This is a genomic window from Leptodesmis sp., from assembly GCF_052746595.1.
Map to the genome: position 1 here is coordinate 9,721 of NZ_JBRAGO010000065.1, position 16,630 is coordinate 26,350.

Annotated in this window: 19 protein-coding genes and 1 pseudogene; 12 read left to right on the forward strand and 8 right to left on the reverse strand. The window is 50.2% G+C overall.

Going from position 1 to position 16,630, the window contains the following annotated elements:
• On the reverse strand, positions 1-709 hold a 709-nt coding region (locus tag ACUVQO_RS14720; RefSeq protein ID WP_445926602.1), incomplete at its 3' end, for a Uma2 family endonuclease.
• Between the two features lie 130 nt (positions 710-839).
• Between ACUVQO_RS14720 and ACUVQO_RS14725 the strand changes: the two genes are divergently transcribed.
• Both ACUVQO_RS14725 and ACUVQO_RS14730 read left to right on the forward strand, forming a co-directional pair.
• Positions 840-1,949: a Gfo/Idh/MocA family protein gene (locus tag ACUVQO_RS14725; RefSeq protein ID WP_445926603.1), complete on the forward strand. Its 1,110-nt coding sequence runs from the start codon at positions 840-842 to the stop codon at positions 1,947-1,949.
• Between the two features lie 109 nt (positions 1,950-2,058).
• Positions 2,059-2,649, forward strand: a complete 591-nt coding sequence (locus tag ACUVQO_RS14730) for a hypothetical protein (RefSeq protein ID WP_445926604.1) — start codon at positions 2,059-2,061, stop codon at positions 2,647-2,649.
• A 23-nt stretch (positions 2,650-2,672) separates the two neighbouring features.
• On the opposite strand, the gene ACUVQO_RS14735 is transcribed toward ACUVQO_RS14730, so the two are convergent.
• Together ACUVQO_RS14735 and ACUVQO_RS14740 are read right to left on the reverse strand one after the other, a co-directional pair.
• Positions 2,673-3,386, reverse strand: a complete 714-nt coding sequence (locus ACUVQO_RS14735) for an ABC transporter ATP-binding protein (RefSeq protein ID WP_445926605.1) — start codon at positions 3,384-3,386, stop codon at positions 2,673-2,675.
• A gap of 123 nt (positions 3,387-3,509) precedes the next feature.
• Complete coding sequence (locus ACUVQO_RS14740) at positions 3,510-4,316, reverse strand: ABC transporter ATP-binding protein (RefSeq protein WP_445926606.1); 807 nt, start codon at positions 4,314-4,316, stop codon at positions 3,510-3,512.
• Positions 4,317-4,455: 139 nt separating this feature from the next.
• Here ACUVQO_RS14740 and ACUVQO_RS14745 point away from each other — a divergent pair, with 139 nt between their 5' ends.
• The 5 genes from ACUVQO_RS14745 (at position 4,456) to ftsH2 (ending at position 8,614) form a co-directional block, all read left to right on the forward strand.
• Positions 4,456-4,683 carry a ribonuclease toxin HepT-like protein gene (locus tag ACUVQO_RS14745; RefSeq protein ID WP_445926607.1) on the forward strand — a complete coding sequence of 76 codons (228 nt, stop codon included), beginning with the start codon at positions 4,456-4,458 and terminating at the stop codon, positions 4,681-4,683.
• Entirely contained in the window at positions 4,646-5,506 is an 861-nt protein-coding gene (locus tag ACUVQO_RS14750) for an alpha/beta fold hydrolase (protein WP_445926608.1), read from the forward strand. The genes ACUVQO_RS14745 and ACUVQO_RS14750 overlap by 38 nt, the downstream gene beginning before the upstream one ends.
• Before the next feature lie 89 nt (positions 5,507-5,595).
• Entirely contained in the window at positions 5,596-5,976 is a 381-nt protein-coding gene (locus ACUVQO_RS14755) for a hypothetical protein (protein ID WP_445926609.1), read from the forward strand.
• A gap of 20 nt (positions 5,977-5,996) precedes the next feature.
• Entirely contained in the window at positions 5,997-6,596 is a 600-nt protein-coding gene (locus tag ACUVQO_RS14760) for a class I SAM-dependent methyltransferase (RefSeq protein WP_445926610.1), read from the forward strand.
• A gap of 131 nt (positions 6,597-6,727) precedes the next feature.
• Positions 6,728-8,614, forward strand: coding sequence for an ATP-dependent zinc metalloprotease FtsH2 (gene ftsH2 / locus ACUVQO_RS14765; RefSeq protein ID WP_445926611.1), 1,887 nt, complete (start codon positions 6,728-6,730; stop codon positions 8,612-8,614).
• A 63-nt stretch (positions 8,615-8,677) separates the two neighbouring features.
• Here ftsH2 and ACUVQO_RS14770 read toward each other — a convergent pair whose 3' ends face one another.
• On the reverse strand, positions 8,678-9,364 hold the full coding sequence (locus ACUVQO_RS14770; RefSeq protein ID WP_445926612.1) for a hypothetical protein: 687 nt from the start codon (positions 9,362-9,364) through the stop codon (positions 8,678-8,680).
• Between the two features lie 110 nt (positions 9,365-9,474).
• Positions 9,475-9,932, reverse strand: a pseudogene (locus tag ACUVQO_RS14775) (VOC family protein).
• A gap of 41 nt (positions 9,933-9,973) precedes the next feature.
• Between ACUVQO_RS14775 and ACUVQO_RS14780 the strand changes: the two are divergent.
• The 3 genes from ACUVQO_RS14780 (at position 9,974) to thiS (ending at position 11,060) form a co-directional block, all read left to right on the forward strand.
• Entirely contained in the window at positions 9,974-10,201 is a 228-nt protein-coding gene (locus tag ACUVQO_RS14780) for a DUF167 domain-containing protein (RefSeq protein WP_445926613.1), read from the forward strand.
• A 46-nt stretch (positions 10,202-10,247) separates the two neighbouring features.
• Positions 10,248-10,775 (forward strand): NUDIX hydrolase, encoded by a 528-nt coding sequence (locus tag ACUVQO_RS14785; protein ID WP_445926614.1) that lies wholly within the window; start codon positions 10,248-10,250, stop codon positions 10,773-10,775.
• 72 nt (positions 10,776-10,847) lie between these two features.
• Entirely contained in the window at positions 10,848-11,060 is a 213-nt protein-coding gene (gene thiS, locus ACUVQO_RS14790; RefSeq protein WP_445926615.1) for a sulfur carrier protein ThiS, read from the forward strand.
• Positions 11,061-11,100: 40 nt separating this feature from the next.
• On the opposite strand, the gene ACUVQO_RS14795 is transcribed toward thiS, so the two are convergent.
• Both ACUVQO_RS14795 and acsF read right to left on the reverse strand, forming a co-directional pair.
• Positions 11,101-11,985, reverse strand: coding sequence for a hypothetical protein (locus ACUVQO_RS14795; protein ID WP_445926616.1), 885 nt, complete (start codon positions 11,983-11,985; stop codon positions 11,101-11,103).
• A 173-nt stretch (positions 11,986-12,158) separates the two neighbouring features.
• Complete coding sequence (gene acsF, locus ACUVQO_RS14800) at positions 12,159-13,235, reverse strand: magnesium-protoporphyrin IX monomethyl ester (oxidative) cyclase (protein ID WP_445926617.1); 1,077 nt, start codon at positions 13,233-13,235, stop codon at positions 12,159-12,161.
• Positions 13,236-13,454: 219 nt separating this feature from the next.
• Between acsF and ACUVQO_RS14805 the strand changes: the two genes are divergently transcribed.
• Positions 13,455-13,952, forward strand: a complete 498-nt coding sequence (locus ACUVQO_RS14805) for an NINE protein (RefSeq protein WP_445926618.1) — start codon at positions 13,455-13,457, stop codon at positions 13,950-13,952.
• Between the two features lie 108 nt (positions 13,953-14,060).
• Here the strand turns inward: ACUVQO_RS14805 and ACUVQO_RS14810 are convergent, their stop codons facing one another.
• Positions 14,061-15,005 (reverse strand): class I SAM-dependent methyltransferase, encoded by a 945-nt coding sequence (locus ACUVQO_RS14810; protein ID WP_445926619.1) that lies wholly within the window; start codon positions 15,003-15,005, stop codon positions 14,061-14,063.
• Positions 15,006-15,216: 211 nt separating this feature from the next.
• Between ACUVQO_RS14810 and ACUVQO_RS14815 the strand changes: the two genes are divergently transcribed.
• The gene (locus ACUVQO_RS14815; RefSeq protein WP_445926620.1) at positions 15,217-16,587 is read left to right on the forward strand and encodes a UPF0182 family protein; all 1,371 of its coding nucleotides are present in this window, start codon (positions 15,217-15,219) and stop codon (positions 16,585-16,587) included.
• The last annotated feature ends 43 nt before the right edge of the window (positions 16,588-16,630 follow it).

A 16,630-nucleotide genomic window follows, 5' to 3' on the forward strand; every position in this document is an offset into this window, starting at 1 on the left:
CCAGTCGTTCCGCCCGTTGGCGTTCCTGTTCCGCCCGTTGGCGTTCCTGTTCCGCTCGCTGATGTTCTTGCTCGGCTCGTTGGTGCTCTAAGTCCGCCCGTTCTGCCCCTGTCGGAATCACTGTTCCTGTTGCATCACACCAACGTAACCAGCGATCCTGCTTGCCCTCAAACCTACCGTTCCACAATGTTAACCCCAGACCAACCTGCGCAAACCAGGGTTGCTCCAATTCGTGATAATGGTTTGCCCGGTTCTCAAAAACGTACAGGTCAACCTCCCCCAGTTGCTGCAAGGGATCAAATACAGCATAGTAAGCGACACCAATGCGGGCGTAATCCTTGAGTTTGCTATCCAGTTCATTTCCTTCCTGATTAGACACAATTTCAATCACTACATCGGGTGGCTTACCAAATTCCCAAACGAAGTATGTGCGATTTTTTTTCTGCGTCCAATCCTGAGGGGCTTCCACATCTAGGCTCAAAAACGCGTCCGGTACCAGAGGTGGTTTTCTACTGGCATAAAATACTCCCACGTTGGCTGCCACTAAAAAAAGCCGCTCCCCCAGCACAGAAGTATTGCTGTAGAGAGATTCTGTCAATAAGCGTTGTTGTTTTTCTGAAACTAAGTTATCCACGGGGGTATCATCTTCGATCGCCAGATGGCTGATATCTGGCAACTCATCCACTTCGGTCGATAAGCCTTGGGACATGGTACGCCTGTCTTTATGCACTACTTGCCATACTACGCGATTCCATCAGTTTTATCTGACTCTCCGGCCTATCTGGAGGCAAGACTGATGGACTGGTCCTGCTTTCGCGTACGATTGCTAAAGTGTTGCGTTGGCTGCAGGTATGTTACAGGCTGAAATTGGGGTTGCCGTTGTGGGCACGGGATTTGGTCAGAAGGTTCATATTCCAGCGTTTCAAGCTCATCACCGAACTCGAATCGTGGCGGTTTATCACCGCGATCTGGCCAAAGCGCAGGCGATCGCTGAGGCGCACTCCATCCCGTATGCCTGCCAAACCGTAGAAGCAATTGTGGCTTTGCCGGACGTGCAAGGAGTTAGCATTTCCACGCCTCCGTTTTTGCATTACCCGATGGCGAAAATGGTACTGCAAGCTGGCAAACATTTGCTGCTGGAAAAACCCACTACGCTCAATGTGCGTGAGGCGCAGGAATTACACCAATTGGCTACAGCCCAAGAACTGATTACGACGATGAATTTTGAGTTTCGCTGTATTCCAGCCTGGATGCGATTGGCGGAACTGCTGGCTGACGGTTATGTGGGGCAGAAACGGCTGATTAAAATTGATTGGTTGGTCTCCAGTCGGGCAGATGCTTCCCGTCCCTGGAACTGGTACGCCCAAAAGTCGCAGGGTGGGGGTGCCTTGGGGGCGATCGGTTCTCATGCCTTTGATTATCTGGACTGGTTATTTGGGCCAGTAAAACGGCTGTCTGCCCAGTTGTCGGTTTCCATTCCGATGCGTCCTGACCCCCTGAGCGGTGGACAACTGAGACCTGTGGATGCGGATGATACCTGCCTAATCATGATGGAGTTGGCCGACGGTACTCCGGTGCAACTCTCCCTCAGTGCAGCCACTTACCAGGGACGGGGACACTGGGTAGAGGTCTATGGCGATCGCGGTACCCTCGTCCTCGGCAGCAGTAATCAGAAGGATTATGTGCATGGCTTCCAACTCTGGGGCAGTCAGCAGGGAGAACCCCTGGCAGAACTGGAGATTCCCAAACGGTTGGCTTTTCCTCGTACCTGGGAGGATGGGCGAATTGCTCCCTTCATTCGCATTGTCGATCGCTGGGTGCAGGGAATTGATCAAAGGCAAACCCTGGTTCCTTCGTTACAGGAAGGGGTTTATTCTCAATTACTCATGGATCTGTGTCATCAATCTGACCTCACTGGCACCTGGGTAGAAGTCCCTTCTCGTTTCTAAACCAAGTCCAGCTAGAGAACGGTCATTTTCCGATGAGGGAAACTCCGGTTCTGGACTTAGACAAGGTTTTAGATAGAATTGGGTCAACTCGTTATCAGGAGTTTGCCCGATGGTTGTTACTCCAACTCCGCTTCCATCCCAGCCCACCCTTAAGATCCGCTGGGAAGCTTTACCTGAGGATTTCAAATTAGACGACGAACCTGTAGAAAACGTTGGTCAATCCCTGATTGCTGGTGCTCTGCGAGAAAGCCTGGAACTGGTTGGATATATTCAGCCGGAAATGTTGATAGCCTCGAATCTGGGAATATGTGCCACGGTGAATGACAATCTGGTCATCAAAGCCCCGGACTGGATGTATGTTGCAAGAGTTGTATCCCCGCCTCCTAATACCGATCGCCGGAGCTATCAGTTAGTCTCACCTCCTGATTATCAGCGGTACTGGCTGGAGCCGATGAATTTGTTCTTAGGGGTATGGCAGGGTGAGAAAGAAGGCCGATCGGGGTACTGGTTACGCTGGTGGGATGCGGCTGGAAACCTCTTACCCTGGGCTGTAGAACAGGTGGAGCAACAGCAACACCAGCTAGAGCAGGAACGCCAACGAGCGGAGCAAGAGCACCAACGAGCCCAGCAGGAACGGGAACGGGCGGAACGACTGGCGGCCCAGTTGCGCTCTCTGGGGATTGATCCGGATCAGGTCTAAGAGTTTTGAGGAGGGTGAGACGGTTATCCCAGATAGGCTTGCTTGACGCGATCATCATTTAATAAATCTGCTGCCTTGCCAGTGAGGGTAATGCGTCCGGCTTCCAGGACGTAGCCCCGATCGCCATTTTGCAGAGCTAGATTGGCATTCTGTTCCACCAGCAGGATCGTTACGCCTGTGGTGTGAAGATTTTGGATAATGCTGAAAATTTCCCGGACGATCGCTGGGGCTAGTCCCAGACTGGGCTCATCCAGCAGCAGTAATTTAGGACGACTCATCAAAGCACGGGCGATCGCCAGCATTTGCTGTTCGCCACCGCTGAGAGTTCCGGCTAACTGATGGCGTCGTTCGGCTAACCGGGGAAAGGTGAGAAACTGCTGTTCAATATCGGCTTTGATCCCCAAGCGATCGGAGCGGGTGTAAGCTCCCAATTCCAAATTATCCAGTACTGTCTGTCGGGCCAGAATTCGCCGTCCCTCTGGACTGTGAGCAATCCCCATCGACACTACCTCATGGGCACGCCGTCGAGTAATGTCCTGTCCGTTGTAGATAATCCGGCCACTGCGAACATTGAGAACTCGTGAAATGGCTCTCAGCGTGGTGGTTTTTCCGGCTCCATTGGCCCCGATGAGGGTCACTACTTCCCCTGGATTGATCACCAGATCAATGTCTTGCAATGCCTGGATGCCGCCGTAGTTCACACTCAGTCCGATAATTTCAAGCAAGGGATCGAGCATAGGAGATTTTGGATTTTGGATTGGTCAGCCACAAATCGGAGGGTGGGCACGTCTACAAAACCTTGAAGAGCTTTATGAAAGCCAGAAACGTGTACCTTACTGGAAAGCGCTGTCAATGCAAAATCATTCTCCTCCTAAATAGGCTTCAATCACAGCGGGATCGTTTTTGACTTTTGCGGGATCTCCCAGGGCAATCAGTTGGCCAAAATCAAGGACGGCGATGCGATCGCATAGCCCCATCACCAGGGGAACATGATGCTCAATGAAGACCACCGTCAGGTTGAATTGGTCTCGAATGCTGCGAATGAAGCCGCTCAGTTGATGTTTCTCATTTGGGTTCATGCCTGCTGCAGGTTCATCTAATAGCAGCACTTTGGGATTTAAGGCCAGGGCACGGGCAACTTCCAGGCGGCGCTGATCTCCATAAGCAAAGTTTTTGGCTTTTTCTGCGGCCCGATCGCTCAACCCCACCAGGGACAGCAACTCCTGGGCCTTTTCATAGGTTGATTGCTCTTCCTGGGGAGCAGGTGGCAGGCCAAGTACGCCAGTCAATAAACCGCTGCGAGTATGAACGTGCTGGGCAATCATGACATTCTCCAGAGCCGATAGATCCCCGAACAGGCGAATGTTTTGAAAGGTACGGGCAATCCCTCTGGCGGCAATCCGGTAAGGGCGCAGACGCGAAATAACTTCGCCGTTGTGGAGCATTTGTCCGCTGGATGGCTGCAGCAACCCAGTAAGCAGGTTGAAGAGGGTGGTTTTTCCGGCTCCATTTGGCCCAATCAAACCAAAAATTTCACCCTGACTAACCGTAAAGGAAACATTGTTCACCGCAATCAATCCCCCAAAGCGACGAGTCAATCCTCTGGCTTCTAGCACGACGGGGGAAGGAGGAGGGGCGATCGTATCAGCCAGTTGTGCCTCAGTCATAGGGGAGTGGAGCAATCCTGATCACGTTGGATGGAAAAATCATACCGCTTTAGCTAGAATCACTAAGCTTTATAACTGTTTATCTGTCTATTCTCAACCCCTGAATACAACCCAACAAGCTATTTTAGCTGGGTACTATTTGCTCAATCTCCACACTGTATTTGAAAATATTAGCCTGAATGTAGCAAAAACATTTGAAAATCAGGTTGACGACAAAAGCCAGTGGCACTCAGCGCTGCTAAAAAATATGACTTTGGAGATTGAAGGGATACGACTCAATGATTTGATTAATTCTGAAGAATACGCTCTAAAACAGGAAAACTGCAATCATGCGGGCCAGGATTCGGGATACGGAAATTTATTTTGATGTGGAAGGGGCGGGGTTAGTACCGGATGGTGCCCGCATGAGAGAGAAACCCGTAGCCTTTGTGATTCATGGGGGGCCGGGAACCGACCATACCTCTTTCAAGCCGACCTTCTCGCCCCTCAGCCAAAAGATGCAACTGGTGTATTTTGATCATCGAGGACAGGGGCGATCGGCGCGAGGGCCAAAAGAAAGTTACACCCTGGAAAACAATGTGGAGGATATGGAAGCTCTCCGCCAGCACCTGGGATTGAACAAAATTGTCGTGATTGGTGCCTCTTATGGGGGAATGGTTGCCCTCACCTATGCCAGTCGTTATCCGGAGTACGTTTCTCATCTCATTGCGATCGTCACCGTACCCGATTCCCGATTTCTGGAACGGGCCAAGCAAATTCTGGCCGAGCGGGGGACAGAAGAACAACAGGCGATCGCCCAGCACCTATGGGATGGTACCTTCCGGGATGAGGAACACCTGCGCGAGTACTTTCGGATTCTGGGGCCGCTCTACTCCTTGACCTTTGATCCCGATTCACCCCAAACCAGTTGGAAACGAGCCATTCTATCCGCCGATGCAATTAATCAGGCGTTTGGTGGCTTTCTGCGAACTTACGATGTCCGCGACCAACTGCATAAAATTACCGCTCCGACCCTAGTGATCGGAGCACGCCATGATTGGATCTGTCCACCGGAATTTTCGGAAGAAATTGCTGCCCTAATCCCCAATTCCGACTTGCGAATTTTTGAAAACAGTGGTCATGGAGTTCGGGCCGATGAACCGCAAGCCCTGCTGGATGCGATCGCAGGCTTTATTGTCTACAAACGCTGACAATTGCCTTTGAAAATCTTTAAATCAGTGCCATTAAATAGTCCACCTGCCCACTGCTGAGTTATGTGCCTACGTAATGGATTATGAAGATGCAAAGCACATTTAACAGGCGTTCTCGCAGGCCTGCGATCATCGCCATCCTGACCTTTAGCTTCACCCTATTAGCTGCAACGGCTAGCTTGGCTGGTCAACCTGGAAATTCTTCCAATCCTTCCGACGGAAGTGCTACTCAGGAACAACAACTCCCACCTCCCTCTGGGTCTTCTAACCCCTCTGTTCAACCCTCTACGTCTTCTCCTCAGCCTTCTAAGCAATCCACGAATCCCATGGAGAGCGATCAGGTGGATGTCGAAGATGTGTACCCGGAATACTGTAGGATCTACTTCCCCAGTCGCGGAACAGTCAGTCTATTTGATTATCGTGAGAGGATGTATCGGTGCCTGCATGGGCCAGATCGATGGTTCTTCTAGCTTAGGAAGCAAATTCGTCTATGTCTCAACGAAAGCAGTGGTTGTTCGATCGCTGGGCACCCAGCTATGATTTCCTGTTACCATCCGTCTTCTACCAGGCCATTCACCAACGACTTCTGGCATATGTCCAATTCTCCGAGCACCCTGTAGTTCTGGATCTGGGCTGTGGCACGGGGCGTCTGCTGAATCGCTTAGCCGACCATTATCCTGATCTTTGCGGTACAGGGTTAGACTTCTCCGCAGAAATGCTACGTCAGGCGCGGCGCTCCAATCAGCATCATCCTCGACTGATCTTTGTGCAAGGCAACGCGAAAGCCCTTCCTTTTGCTGATCAGCAGTTTACGGATGTTTTTAATACCATCAGTTTCTTGCATTATCCCGATCCTGGTTCTGTGCTGGCTGAAGTGCAGCGAGTCTTGCAACCGGGTGGTCGATTTTACCTGGTGGACTTTACCTGGAAAGGTCGCGATCGAGAACCTTGTCGGGTGAACTTGCCAGGTCATATCCAGTTCTATAACGCTGCGGCCCGCGAGGAATTGGGAAGACAGGCTCATTTACGGAGCCGGGGTCATCACTACTTGTTAGGGCCTGTCCTGCTGACCATTTTCTCCAGGGATTAACCGCGATTATCTTTTAACAGAAATTAAACACTGCCGTCCATATCTGCTTGTCCGGATTCTGAAAAAACAGGTTAAGATAAATTAACAATTAATTCATGGCTATAACAGCAAGGACTTAGAGGGCGCGATTTATGAAATTTTCTTGGAGAACGGCCTTGTTATGGGCACTGCCCGCCTTGGTGATCGGGTTCTTTCTATGGCAGGGGTCTTTTGCTACCTCTCCCGCTACCTTAAGTAAGAATGCGGCAAATACGCGCATGACCTATGGCCGTTTTCTGGAATATCTGGATGCTGATCGCGTCGTTAGCGTCGATCTGTATGACGGGGGACGCACAGCGATCGTAGAAGCAGTCGATCCAGAACTGGACAATCGCGTGCAACGACTGCGGGTAGACCTGCCAGGAAATTCTCCTGAAGTCGTATCTCGCTTGAGACAGGAAAAAATCCGGTTTGATGTCCACCCCGTCCGTAATGATGGAGCCCTCTGGGGGCTGTTGGGCAACCTGATTTTTCCGATTCTGCTGATTGGCGGCTTGTTCTTTCTGTTCCGTCGGTCTGGCAATGTACCCGGTGGCCCTGGACAGGCGATGAGCTTTGGTAAGTCCCGTGCTCGCTTCCAGATGGATGCCAAAACTGGGGTGATGTTTGACGATGTGGCTGGGATTGAAGAAGCGAAGGAAGAACTGCAGGAAGTTGTGACCTTCTTGAAGAAGCCAGAACGGTTTACGGCAGTGGGTGCCCGGATTCCCAAAGGGGTGCTGCTAGTTGGCCCGCCAGGAACTGGAAAAACGTTACTCGCTAAGGCGATCGCTGGGGAAGCCGGAGTTCCCTTCTTCAGCATTTCCGGCTCGGAATTCGTGGAAATGTTTGTGGGGGTCGGTGCTTCCCGAGTTCGTGACCTGTTTAAGAAAGCCAAGGAGAATGCGCCCTGTATCGTCTTTATCGATGAAATTGATGCGGTTGGTCGGCAACGGGGAGCTGGAATTGGCGGCGGTAACGATGAACGGGAACAAACCCTGAACCAGTTGCTGACTGAGATGGATGGCTTTGAGGGCAATACGGGGATCATCATCATTGCGGCTACTAACCGTCCTGATGTCCTGGATGCGGCGCTGCTACGTCCCGGTCGCTTTGATCGTCAGGTTACCGTGGATGTGCCCGATATTAAGGGTCGCCTGGAAGTGCTGAACGTCCATGCCCGGAACAAGAAGATTGCTCCAGAGGTGTCTCTAGAAGCGATCGCCCGTCGGACTCCTGGATTTTCCGGTGCGGATCTGGCGAACCTGTTAAATGAGGCAGCGATTCTCACCGCCCGTCGTCGGAAAGAAGCGATCACGATGCTAGAAATCGATGATGCGGTCGATCGGGTGATTGCTGGGATGGAGGGTACTCCCCTAGTGGACAGCAAGAGTAAGCGGTTGATTGCCTATCACGAAATTGGTCACGCCATTATCGGCACTTTAGTCAAGGATCATGACCCGGTACAAAAGGTAACGCTGGTGCCACGGGGACAGGCTCGTGGACTGACCTGGTTCTCCCCCAGTGAAGAACAGAGCCTTATTTCGCGATCGCAAATTCTGGCCCGGATTATGGGTGCACTGGGAGGTCGGGCGGCCGAGGAAGTTGTGTTTGGCGACGCAGAAGTCACGACTGGAGCAGGTAACGATCTGCAACAGGTTACTTCGATGGCGCGGCAAATGGTGACTCGGTTTGGCATGTCTGACCTGGGACCGCTATCACTGGAAGGACAATCTTCGGAAGTGTTCCTGGGACGGGATTTAATGGTGCGATCTGAATATTCAGAAGAAATCGCCGCCCGGATTGATGCTCAGGTACGTTCTATTGTTGAACACTGCTATGATGAAGCCCGTCGCCTGATTCGGGAAAATCGTATGGTGATTGATCGACTGGTGGATCTCCTGATTGATAAAGAAACGATCGACGGCGAAGAGTTGCGTCAAATCGTTGCTGAGTATACAGATATACCCGAAAAGGAACAGTACACTCCACAGTTATAATCTCGAAACTCTCAGTAAGTAGACGAACGGGGATGGCGGCACATCATCCCCGTTTTTGTTTGATTACAATTGCCGAGAAGTAGGGAGACAGGGAAATGAATCTGACAAGTCTTTTACTAATCTGTTGGGTAGATTCGTTGAATCAGGTTTAGGGCTAGCTAACTCATCTTTCCGCAAAATCTGGTTATTGGTTCCCAAAATCCGCAATTCACAAATTCCTGTAGCACCGGGAGCCACTAGGGCAAACGCTCCATCGCTGCCACTATCTCGAAGCACCTGCCCATTGTTAAAGGTAACTTCTACGGATCCCACTTTTGAATTCAGGATTTGCCCGTACACAATCAAGTAGCGATCGCTGGCTTCCAGTTTGGAATGGCTGACTCCATAATCAATCAGTTGCTCCGCTGTTTTTTGATCGGTCGCTTTAGAACTATTTTCCATTCCAAAACTATCGCCACTACTGACCTGCCATCCCATGCCCTGCCGTTTCATCACCTGATGGCCAAATACTCGCTGGGTCAATGCCTTACCATCCTGCGTCGGGCACATGGCACTATATAAGACAATTACACCCTTGGTCCAGTGATAAGTTCCCAAAACCTGAAACCTCTGAGCCGCTTTTTTGCCTGTTGTGGGGCAAGCTACGTGCTGATGAATCACACGAGTAGGAGCATCAGTCCACCAGGCGTAAACGCACCCAGATGTTGACACCATCATTAGCCCAGCCAACCAGGTTAGCAATCGTTTCATGCCTTGTTGCTTCAGACTTCAACTATCTCACCTCTCAAGTCTGCCTTGAGGTCTTCACAAGTCGCTTCAAGATTGAGATTATCTTAATAATTTCTGACAGCGAATCTTCCTTACATTGGATCGCAACGAATTTCAATTAAAAATCCGTCTGGATCATAGAAGTAAATGCCCGGTCCCGTTGGATGGCTGACTGGCCCATGATCGATCGCGACCTGGTTTTGACGCAAGACTTCCACCGCCTGATCAAAATTCTCGGGGGCAATATCAAGGCCAGATGATTGGCACGAGTGAACTGCTGGCGGGGATCAGGATGGGGAGGAGCCAGATCCGGTTCCCCAAATAAATCCAAAACAGTACCATCCGGTGTCACAAAATTGGCAACTTTCCCTTGCGTGACCAGATCTTTTAAGGTGACTGGAACCTCGGTTCTGGTTAATTCATGCAGTCCTAAAAGCGTGCCATAGAAATAACGGGATGCCTGCATATCCCGGACATTCAGGGCAATATGGTGTACTCGGCGTAAGGTTCCGGTAGGCAGCGTTTGAGAGGATAAAGAGGTAGTTAGCATAATATGAAGAGCGAGCACAATCAGGGTTATCTTCAGGGTACATGAAACGGTTGAGTGTTAAGGTGAAACCTAATTCCAAACAGCAGCAGTTGAAGGTGGAAGCGGATGGCTCCCTAACGGTTCACCTGAAATCACCGCCTGTAGAGGGCAAAGCGAACGCAGAATTGATTCAACTTTTAGCTAAACACCTGAATGTGCCAAAATCTTTAGTTCGAATTCGGACAGGAGCCGCTGCAAAACAAAAGATGATTGAGATTGATACCAACTAGGAGTTTTCTGTTTGTAAAGGTGAGGGAGAATTTAATGAGTTTAAAGATGGCTACAGGGAGCGACAATGCTTCCCGCACTGAGGTTGCGATCGCGATCCTGTATCGAGAAGGTCAGTTTCTTATGCAACTTCGGGATGACTATCCAAATATTATCTATCCAGGGCATTGGGGTTTTTTTGGTGGACATTTGGAACCAGGAGAAAGCCCAGAGATGGGAGTGCGCCGGGAATTATTGGAAGAAATCGGTTACTGTCCCCCGATCTTGACCCTGTTTAGCCGTCGAGATAATCTTCATCCCACTCGCCCTGGTTATGTTACTCGCCATGTTTACTACGGCCAGTTAGGCGTAGAGTTGCAAAATCTGATCCTGGGGGAAGGCTTTGATCTGGATCTATTAACTCCAGAAGATATTCGTCGTGGCGATCGCTACTCTACCCGAATTCAACAGGTTCGGCCCCTTTGCCCACCGCATCAGCAGATCTTGTTAGATTTTATGGAAAGCAGGGAAGGAATCGGGAGTTGGGGATCGGGTATCCAGGATTGGGGATCCGAGATCGGAGATCAAACTGGGTAAAGATGTGATGAATTACGTCTGTATGTGGATGGTAGCAGTGTTCAGTGGATTATCAAGGGTGGAATTCAAGTAATGGTGAAGCCAATTACAGTCAAGGTGAATGGTGAATTACAACATTGTTTGCCTGATACCGCATTACCTGATTTTTTACAGCAGTTGGGAATGAATCCTCGTCTGGTTGCGGTGGAGTACAACGGCGAGATATTGCATCGGCAATTGTGGGAGACAACGCAACTGCAAGTGGGCGATCGTCTGGAAATTGTGACGATAGTCGGTGGGGGATGATGGGATCAAGAGTTGGGGATCAGGCACCTATCGTCGTAGGCTATAACATCCACTCCATACTGATGCCGTATCGAGTATCTTTTTTCTGCTTAGAGTTTTGCTTCTCCACATCTGTAGACACTCGTAAATTGTGGATGAGAGCAACACCAAAGGAGAGCTTAGTCACACCAACTTCATCACTTTGTTGGGGAGCAACCCAGGTTTGCGTCAGGGAAATATCAGCGGCTCCCGTGCGAGACAGAACAGCCTGTACCCGGAACCCAACATTCAAGCCGTCCGTAATATAACGAGGTGTTTCGAGATAGCGGTAGCCCAGGACGGGGGCGAGGTTGAAATAGCCTCCCAGGGGTAATAAGTAATACCGGAGATCGGCTCCTCCAGCCTTGCGCTTGCCTGTAAAGGTTGCCTGGTAGTCCCCACTGAGAGTTAAGCCAGTTGCGCCAAGGCGGTCCAGGAAAATATCTTCCACTCCCACATTCCAACCTAACGAATCAAAGGTGGAGGGGAAATAGGACAATCCTAATCGGGCACGAGTCCGGAAACTGGGATCTCGTTTGATGTTTTCCAGCACATTTGGGATTTTCTGCTCCCACTTCTCTAAAACTGGACTGCTGCGATCGCTTTCCTCCTGGGTTGCTTCTGGTCTGGACTCCGTTGCCTGGGCTATGGGAGAGGAGGCGAAGGGGGGAACTTTGATCGCCTGTTCCTTATCCTCTACTCCCTGTTCCCTGTCGTCTGTTCTCAACCCCCAGATGCCAATTCCCTGTCTCCTATCCAGCGTTAACTCGTTTGCAGCTGGATTTAGATCACTTGCAGAATGAGAGTCTACAGGTAATGGAGAACTCCAACCAGGAGTCCCAATCAATAGGGACACTACTGGTAAAGCAATTTTTAACAGGCGCGATCGTCCATTCATCCAGGTCATCCCATCTTTCCTCCTCGCACGCCTCCTTAGTTTCGCATAAAAAACTCTGCACCTGTAAGAAATTGTGGATGCAGAGCTTTTTGGTTTTACTTCAGCCAGGGTAGAGATCGAGGCGGTGATGATGCGATGACGGGATAATGGCATTTCCGCCAATCTCATCATCTCATCCTCCTCTACTGCGGTGCGCCCTGAGTATGAGCAACATTGATGGGCTTCATCAGGTAGAGTTTCAGGAATTGCCAGCCATTAGAAATGTAGTAGGGCAGTTTCTGCAAGAACTGCACAGCTTTAGGGGTGTTGGAGTTGGCAATTTCCGTCAACTTTTCATTATTGCGGACGCACACTTCCAGGCGAGCGTAAAACTCAGGATTGTTCACATCCAGGATGATCGGGAAGACACGAGCAGATGTTTTGTTGGTTTTATCAATCACATATTTGTCGTATTCTCGTGCGTCCAGGCCCAATGTGGCGTAGAATCCAGCCCGTTGTACATCGTTCAAGTACATGGTGGCAAATACAGATAGCAGGAAGAAGCGGCACCACAATCTCGCCTTCCAATCATTCAAAGTCTCAGGCTGCGCCCGCATGATGGCATCGAAGAAGTCACCATGGCGATTCTCATCCTGACACCAGTTTTCAAAGAAGCGGAAGATCGGGTAGACCCGATTTTCGGGATGCGCTTCCAGGTGGCGGTAGATGGTGATGTAACGCCAGTAACCAATCTTTTCAGACAGGTAGGTGGCGTAGAAGATGAACTTGGGCTTGAAGAAGGTATACTTGCGGCTCTTCGTCAAAAAGCCCAGATCCAACTGCAAATTGAAGTCTGACATGGCTTTATTCAAAAAGCCTGCATGGCGAGCTTCATCACGGGACATTAGGTTAAAGCACTCTGCCAGCACTGGATTTTTATCTTTCAGCTTGCGGCTTAATTCCTTGTAGAGTAGGAAGCCGGAGAATTCAGCGGTGCAGGAACGCTCTAAAAACTCAATGAACAAACGACGAGTTTCACCATCGATATGATCCCAGGATTGCTCAAACTCCTCATCCCGCACAAAATGATGGCGGTTGTAGTCTGCGCGAAACTCTTCCAGGATGGCTTTCAGTTCATCTTCGTTCGCAGAAATGTCCATTTCTGCCATTGCGTCAAAGTCCGTGGTGTAGAAGCGAGGCGTTAAAATCGTCTCCTTCGCTGGCACTTTGACACCAGGGCGGATTTCTTCAAAACCAGGCTTTTTAAGGGAATCTACCATGAGTCGTTTATTACCGCGATCGCTACGTCAAACAGTCTACCAAGCCACGCCCCAACAATTTGACACCAAACTGTTAAGACTTGCAACAAGGGAAAAAGTTTTGTGAAACTTTCCCCCTCCACTGCCCTACTTCTCCCTCCCAACTGCCCATTCTCCACTCCCATCTCCGGCCAAAGTCTTTATCATGGGTAGAATCGCTTCCTTACAGCACGACAGGTTATGAATAACGTTGGTACTGCCTATGTTCTTTGGCTAGGGTGTCTGCTGCAATTGCATGGCCTGCAGCGACTCTATAACGGCAAAATCTTCACAGGATTACTCTGGCTGTTTACTTTTGGTTTGATGGGCTTTGGGCAACTGTTTGACCTGATTCTGATTCCCGGTATGGTGGAAGAACATAACGCCAAGTGGAAAGTGCGTCAGGGCCTTTTACCAGCGGGTGCAACTCAAAGTCAACCTGCAATTCATCGGGTGATGACCCATGAGTTTGCTCCCACTGCGATCGCCCGTCCCACGCCCCATCATTTGACCATCAAACTGTTAAAAGCGGCCCATAACAGAGGCGGCAAGCTTTCCGTCACTCAAGGTGTATTAGATACGGAAGCCAGTTTTGCTGAAGTTGAAGCCACACTACGAGAACTTGCCAAAACAGGCTATGTTCACGTTTATAACGATCCCGAAACTGGTATCGTAACCTACGAATTCCGGGAACTGTAACCCCCGAAGTATGGCATTCATGCGGCGATCGCAATGACTTCTACGAGCTGTTGAACATTGCGTCAATGCTGCCCTCCAAAAGTCTTTAGGTCTTCAAGAATCTTAGAACTATTGACGACGAGCAATTAAGGTGCGGTGGCGTGGATCGCTGGCAATAGTAATAATGTACTCTAACTCTGCGGTCTGCATGGCCGCTTCCATATCAAAGGTGTAGTAATCATCTGACCAGGGTTCTGTGCTTTTCATCAGAGTGAACAACACAGGGGGCAGGTTTTGAATCACTGGAGATTTCGGATTGTTATCTACTACCGCCAGATAGCCACCAGGACGCAGAATCCGCCGAACTTCTTGAAAAATGGCGAGAGTGGCTTCCCCTGGTAGCTCATGGGTGACGAATTGGAGCGTCACAAGATCGAAGGAGCAATCGGCAAATCCCGTTGCTTCTGCATTGCCATGAATCCATGCAATTTCATGGTTGACATCCCGTCGCTGGGCCACTGCCAGCATATATGGAGACAAATCCAGGCCGATCGTGTGAACTGGGCCAGTCTGCCTGGATTGATAGTAATGGTGCAACGTCAAAGTGGAAATTCCTACTGAGCAGCCAATATCGAGAATATCCCGGACTTCCTGGGGGCCGTACTCTGCCAGCACCTGATGAAAACTGCCGCGCAACCGGGCCTGGGCCTCCTCCCAGGTGAGGGATTCTTGCGGCCAGACCCGCAGCGCCATTGCATAGGTGGCCGGTTCGGCTTCAAAGGCAGCAGGCCAGCACAGGTTTCCGGCATCGTAGGCGTGAAAAGGCACCTGATAATAGTCGGGATAGGCGATCGCTGGATTCGTAAACTGCGCCAATTGGTTTTGAATGCCAGAATTCTCCAGATCCTCGTAAGTTTTGCGCCAGGGAATCCCATTTTTCTCAGCAGTTTTAATCAGCACCCGTCGGGCCTGTTGCTTCATCACCGCATAAATCGGCGGCGTTTGAATCAGAACATTGACAAACCGGGAAAGCAGATCATCCCCAGCCCAGGTAGGTTTACTTTTTTGATTCATCAGACTATTGACAGTTGCGTCACGGCGATTCTTATTCTAAAGCCTGAGGTTCAATCCCTGGTTGACTGACGCTCTTTTGAACACCCACTGCCCAACTTTCCCCATCTTCTCCCTCTTCTCTCTTCTATCTTCCTTAAACCCACTCGCTGTCTCCCAAAAACGCTCCTAGAATAGAGAATATGTATGAGGGCGGCAGTGCCTGGATCTGCTTATGAACGTGTTCTCAAGAAGCATTCCTTTCCTCTTGCTGTTTGGAGTCATTGGATTGCTTCTTTTGCAATTTCTAGTGCATCTCCTGACAGAAAGCTGGTGGTTTCACTCTGTTGGGTTTTCCCGAGTTTTTTGGACACGAATTACCTGGCAGTTGGGCTTAAGGATTGTCACCTTTGTCCTGTATAGCCTTTCCCTGTGGGCCAACTATCGGCTGGCCATCCGCTGGACTCAGGAATTTCCCTTGCAGGACTGGGAAGGCAGTGGCATTGATATGCAGACCATTTCTGACCGACTCGTGTTGGGTGCGATCGCTGTGGTCTCCTGGGTTGCCGCCGCCGCAACAGCCCCCTCTTGGGAAACAGTCTTAAAGTTCCTGCATTCATCTCAATTTGGAATCAAGGATCCCATCTTTCAGCATGATGTTGGTTACTATATCTTTCATTTGCCCTTCTACCAGGGAGTATGGACATGGTTCTTTGTTCTGTTGTTGCTGGAACTGGGAATTGCTGCCACGGTATATGGGTTAAGTAGAGCAGGACTGCAACTGCAGGATTGGCAGCGCTATTTGCAGGGAGGAGCTAAAACCCATCTGGGGGTGTTACTGGCTGCGATCGCCGCTTTGATGGCCATACATTTCTGGCTGAAGCGATATGATTTACTTTATGGCCGCGATGGTGTTGTTTTTGGGATTGGCTATACGGATGCCCATGCTCGCTTATTCGTGTATACGGTATTGAGTTCATTAGCGGTGGGAGTGGCGATCGCGCTGCTTCTGTCCATCTGGCGAAGGGGCTTGGCCTTATCCCTACGGGCGATCGGCTTATTCATCCTGAGTTGGTTTGTCTTGAGTGGCCTTGTGCCCTGGATACAACAGCAGTTCTTTGTTACTCCCAACGAGTTGATGGCAGAGAAACCGTATTTGCAAAACAATATCCAATTTACCCAGAATGCCTATCGCCTCCACGATGTGCAGCGCCAAAATTATCCGGCTCAGGCGCAACTGAATCTCCAGGCGTTGCAAGAGAACCAACCTACGATACGCAATATTCGCTTATGGGATTACCGTCCGCTTCTCAGTACCTACCGCCAGTTGCAGGAAATTCGCCTGTACTACAAATTTTCCGATGTTGATATCGATCGCTACACGATCAACGATGCCTATCAACAGGTGATGCTATCAGGTCGAGAACTGGCTTATGACAAACTCCCTCAGGAGGCCAAAACCTGGGTCAACCAGCGCTTGAAATATACCCATGGATACGGCCTGGTCATGAGTCCGGTGAATCGAGTCACCCCGGATGGCTTGCCCGATCTCTACATTAAAGACATTCCTCCCGTATCAACGATTAATCTGCCAGTTAACTATTGAGGGGTTCGGGGAGCTATAAGTCCCGCGCTGTATGCGAAGCCTC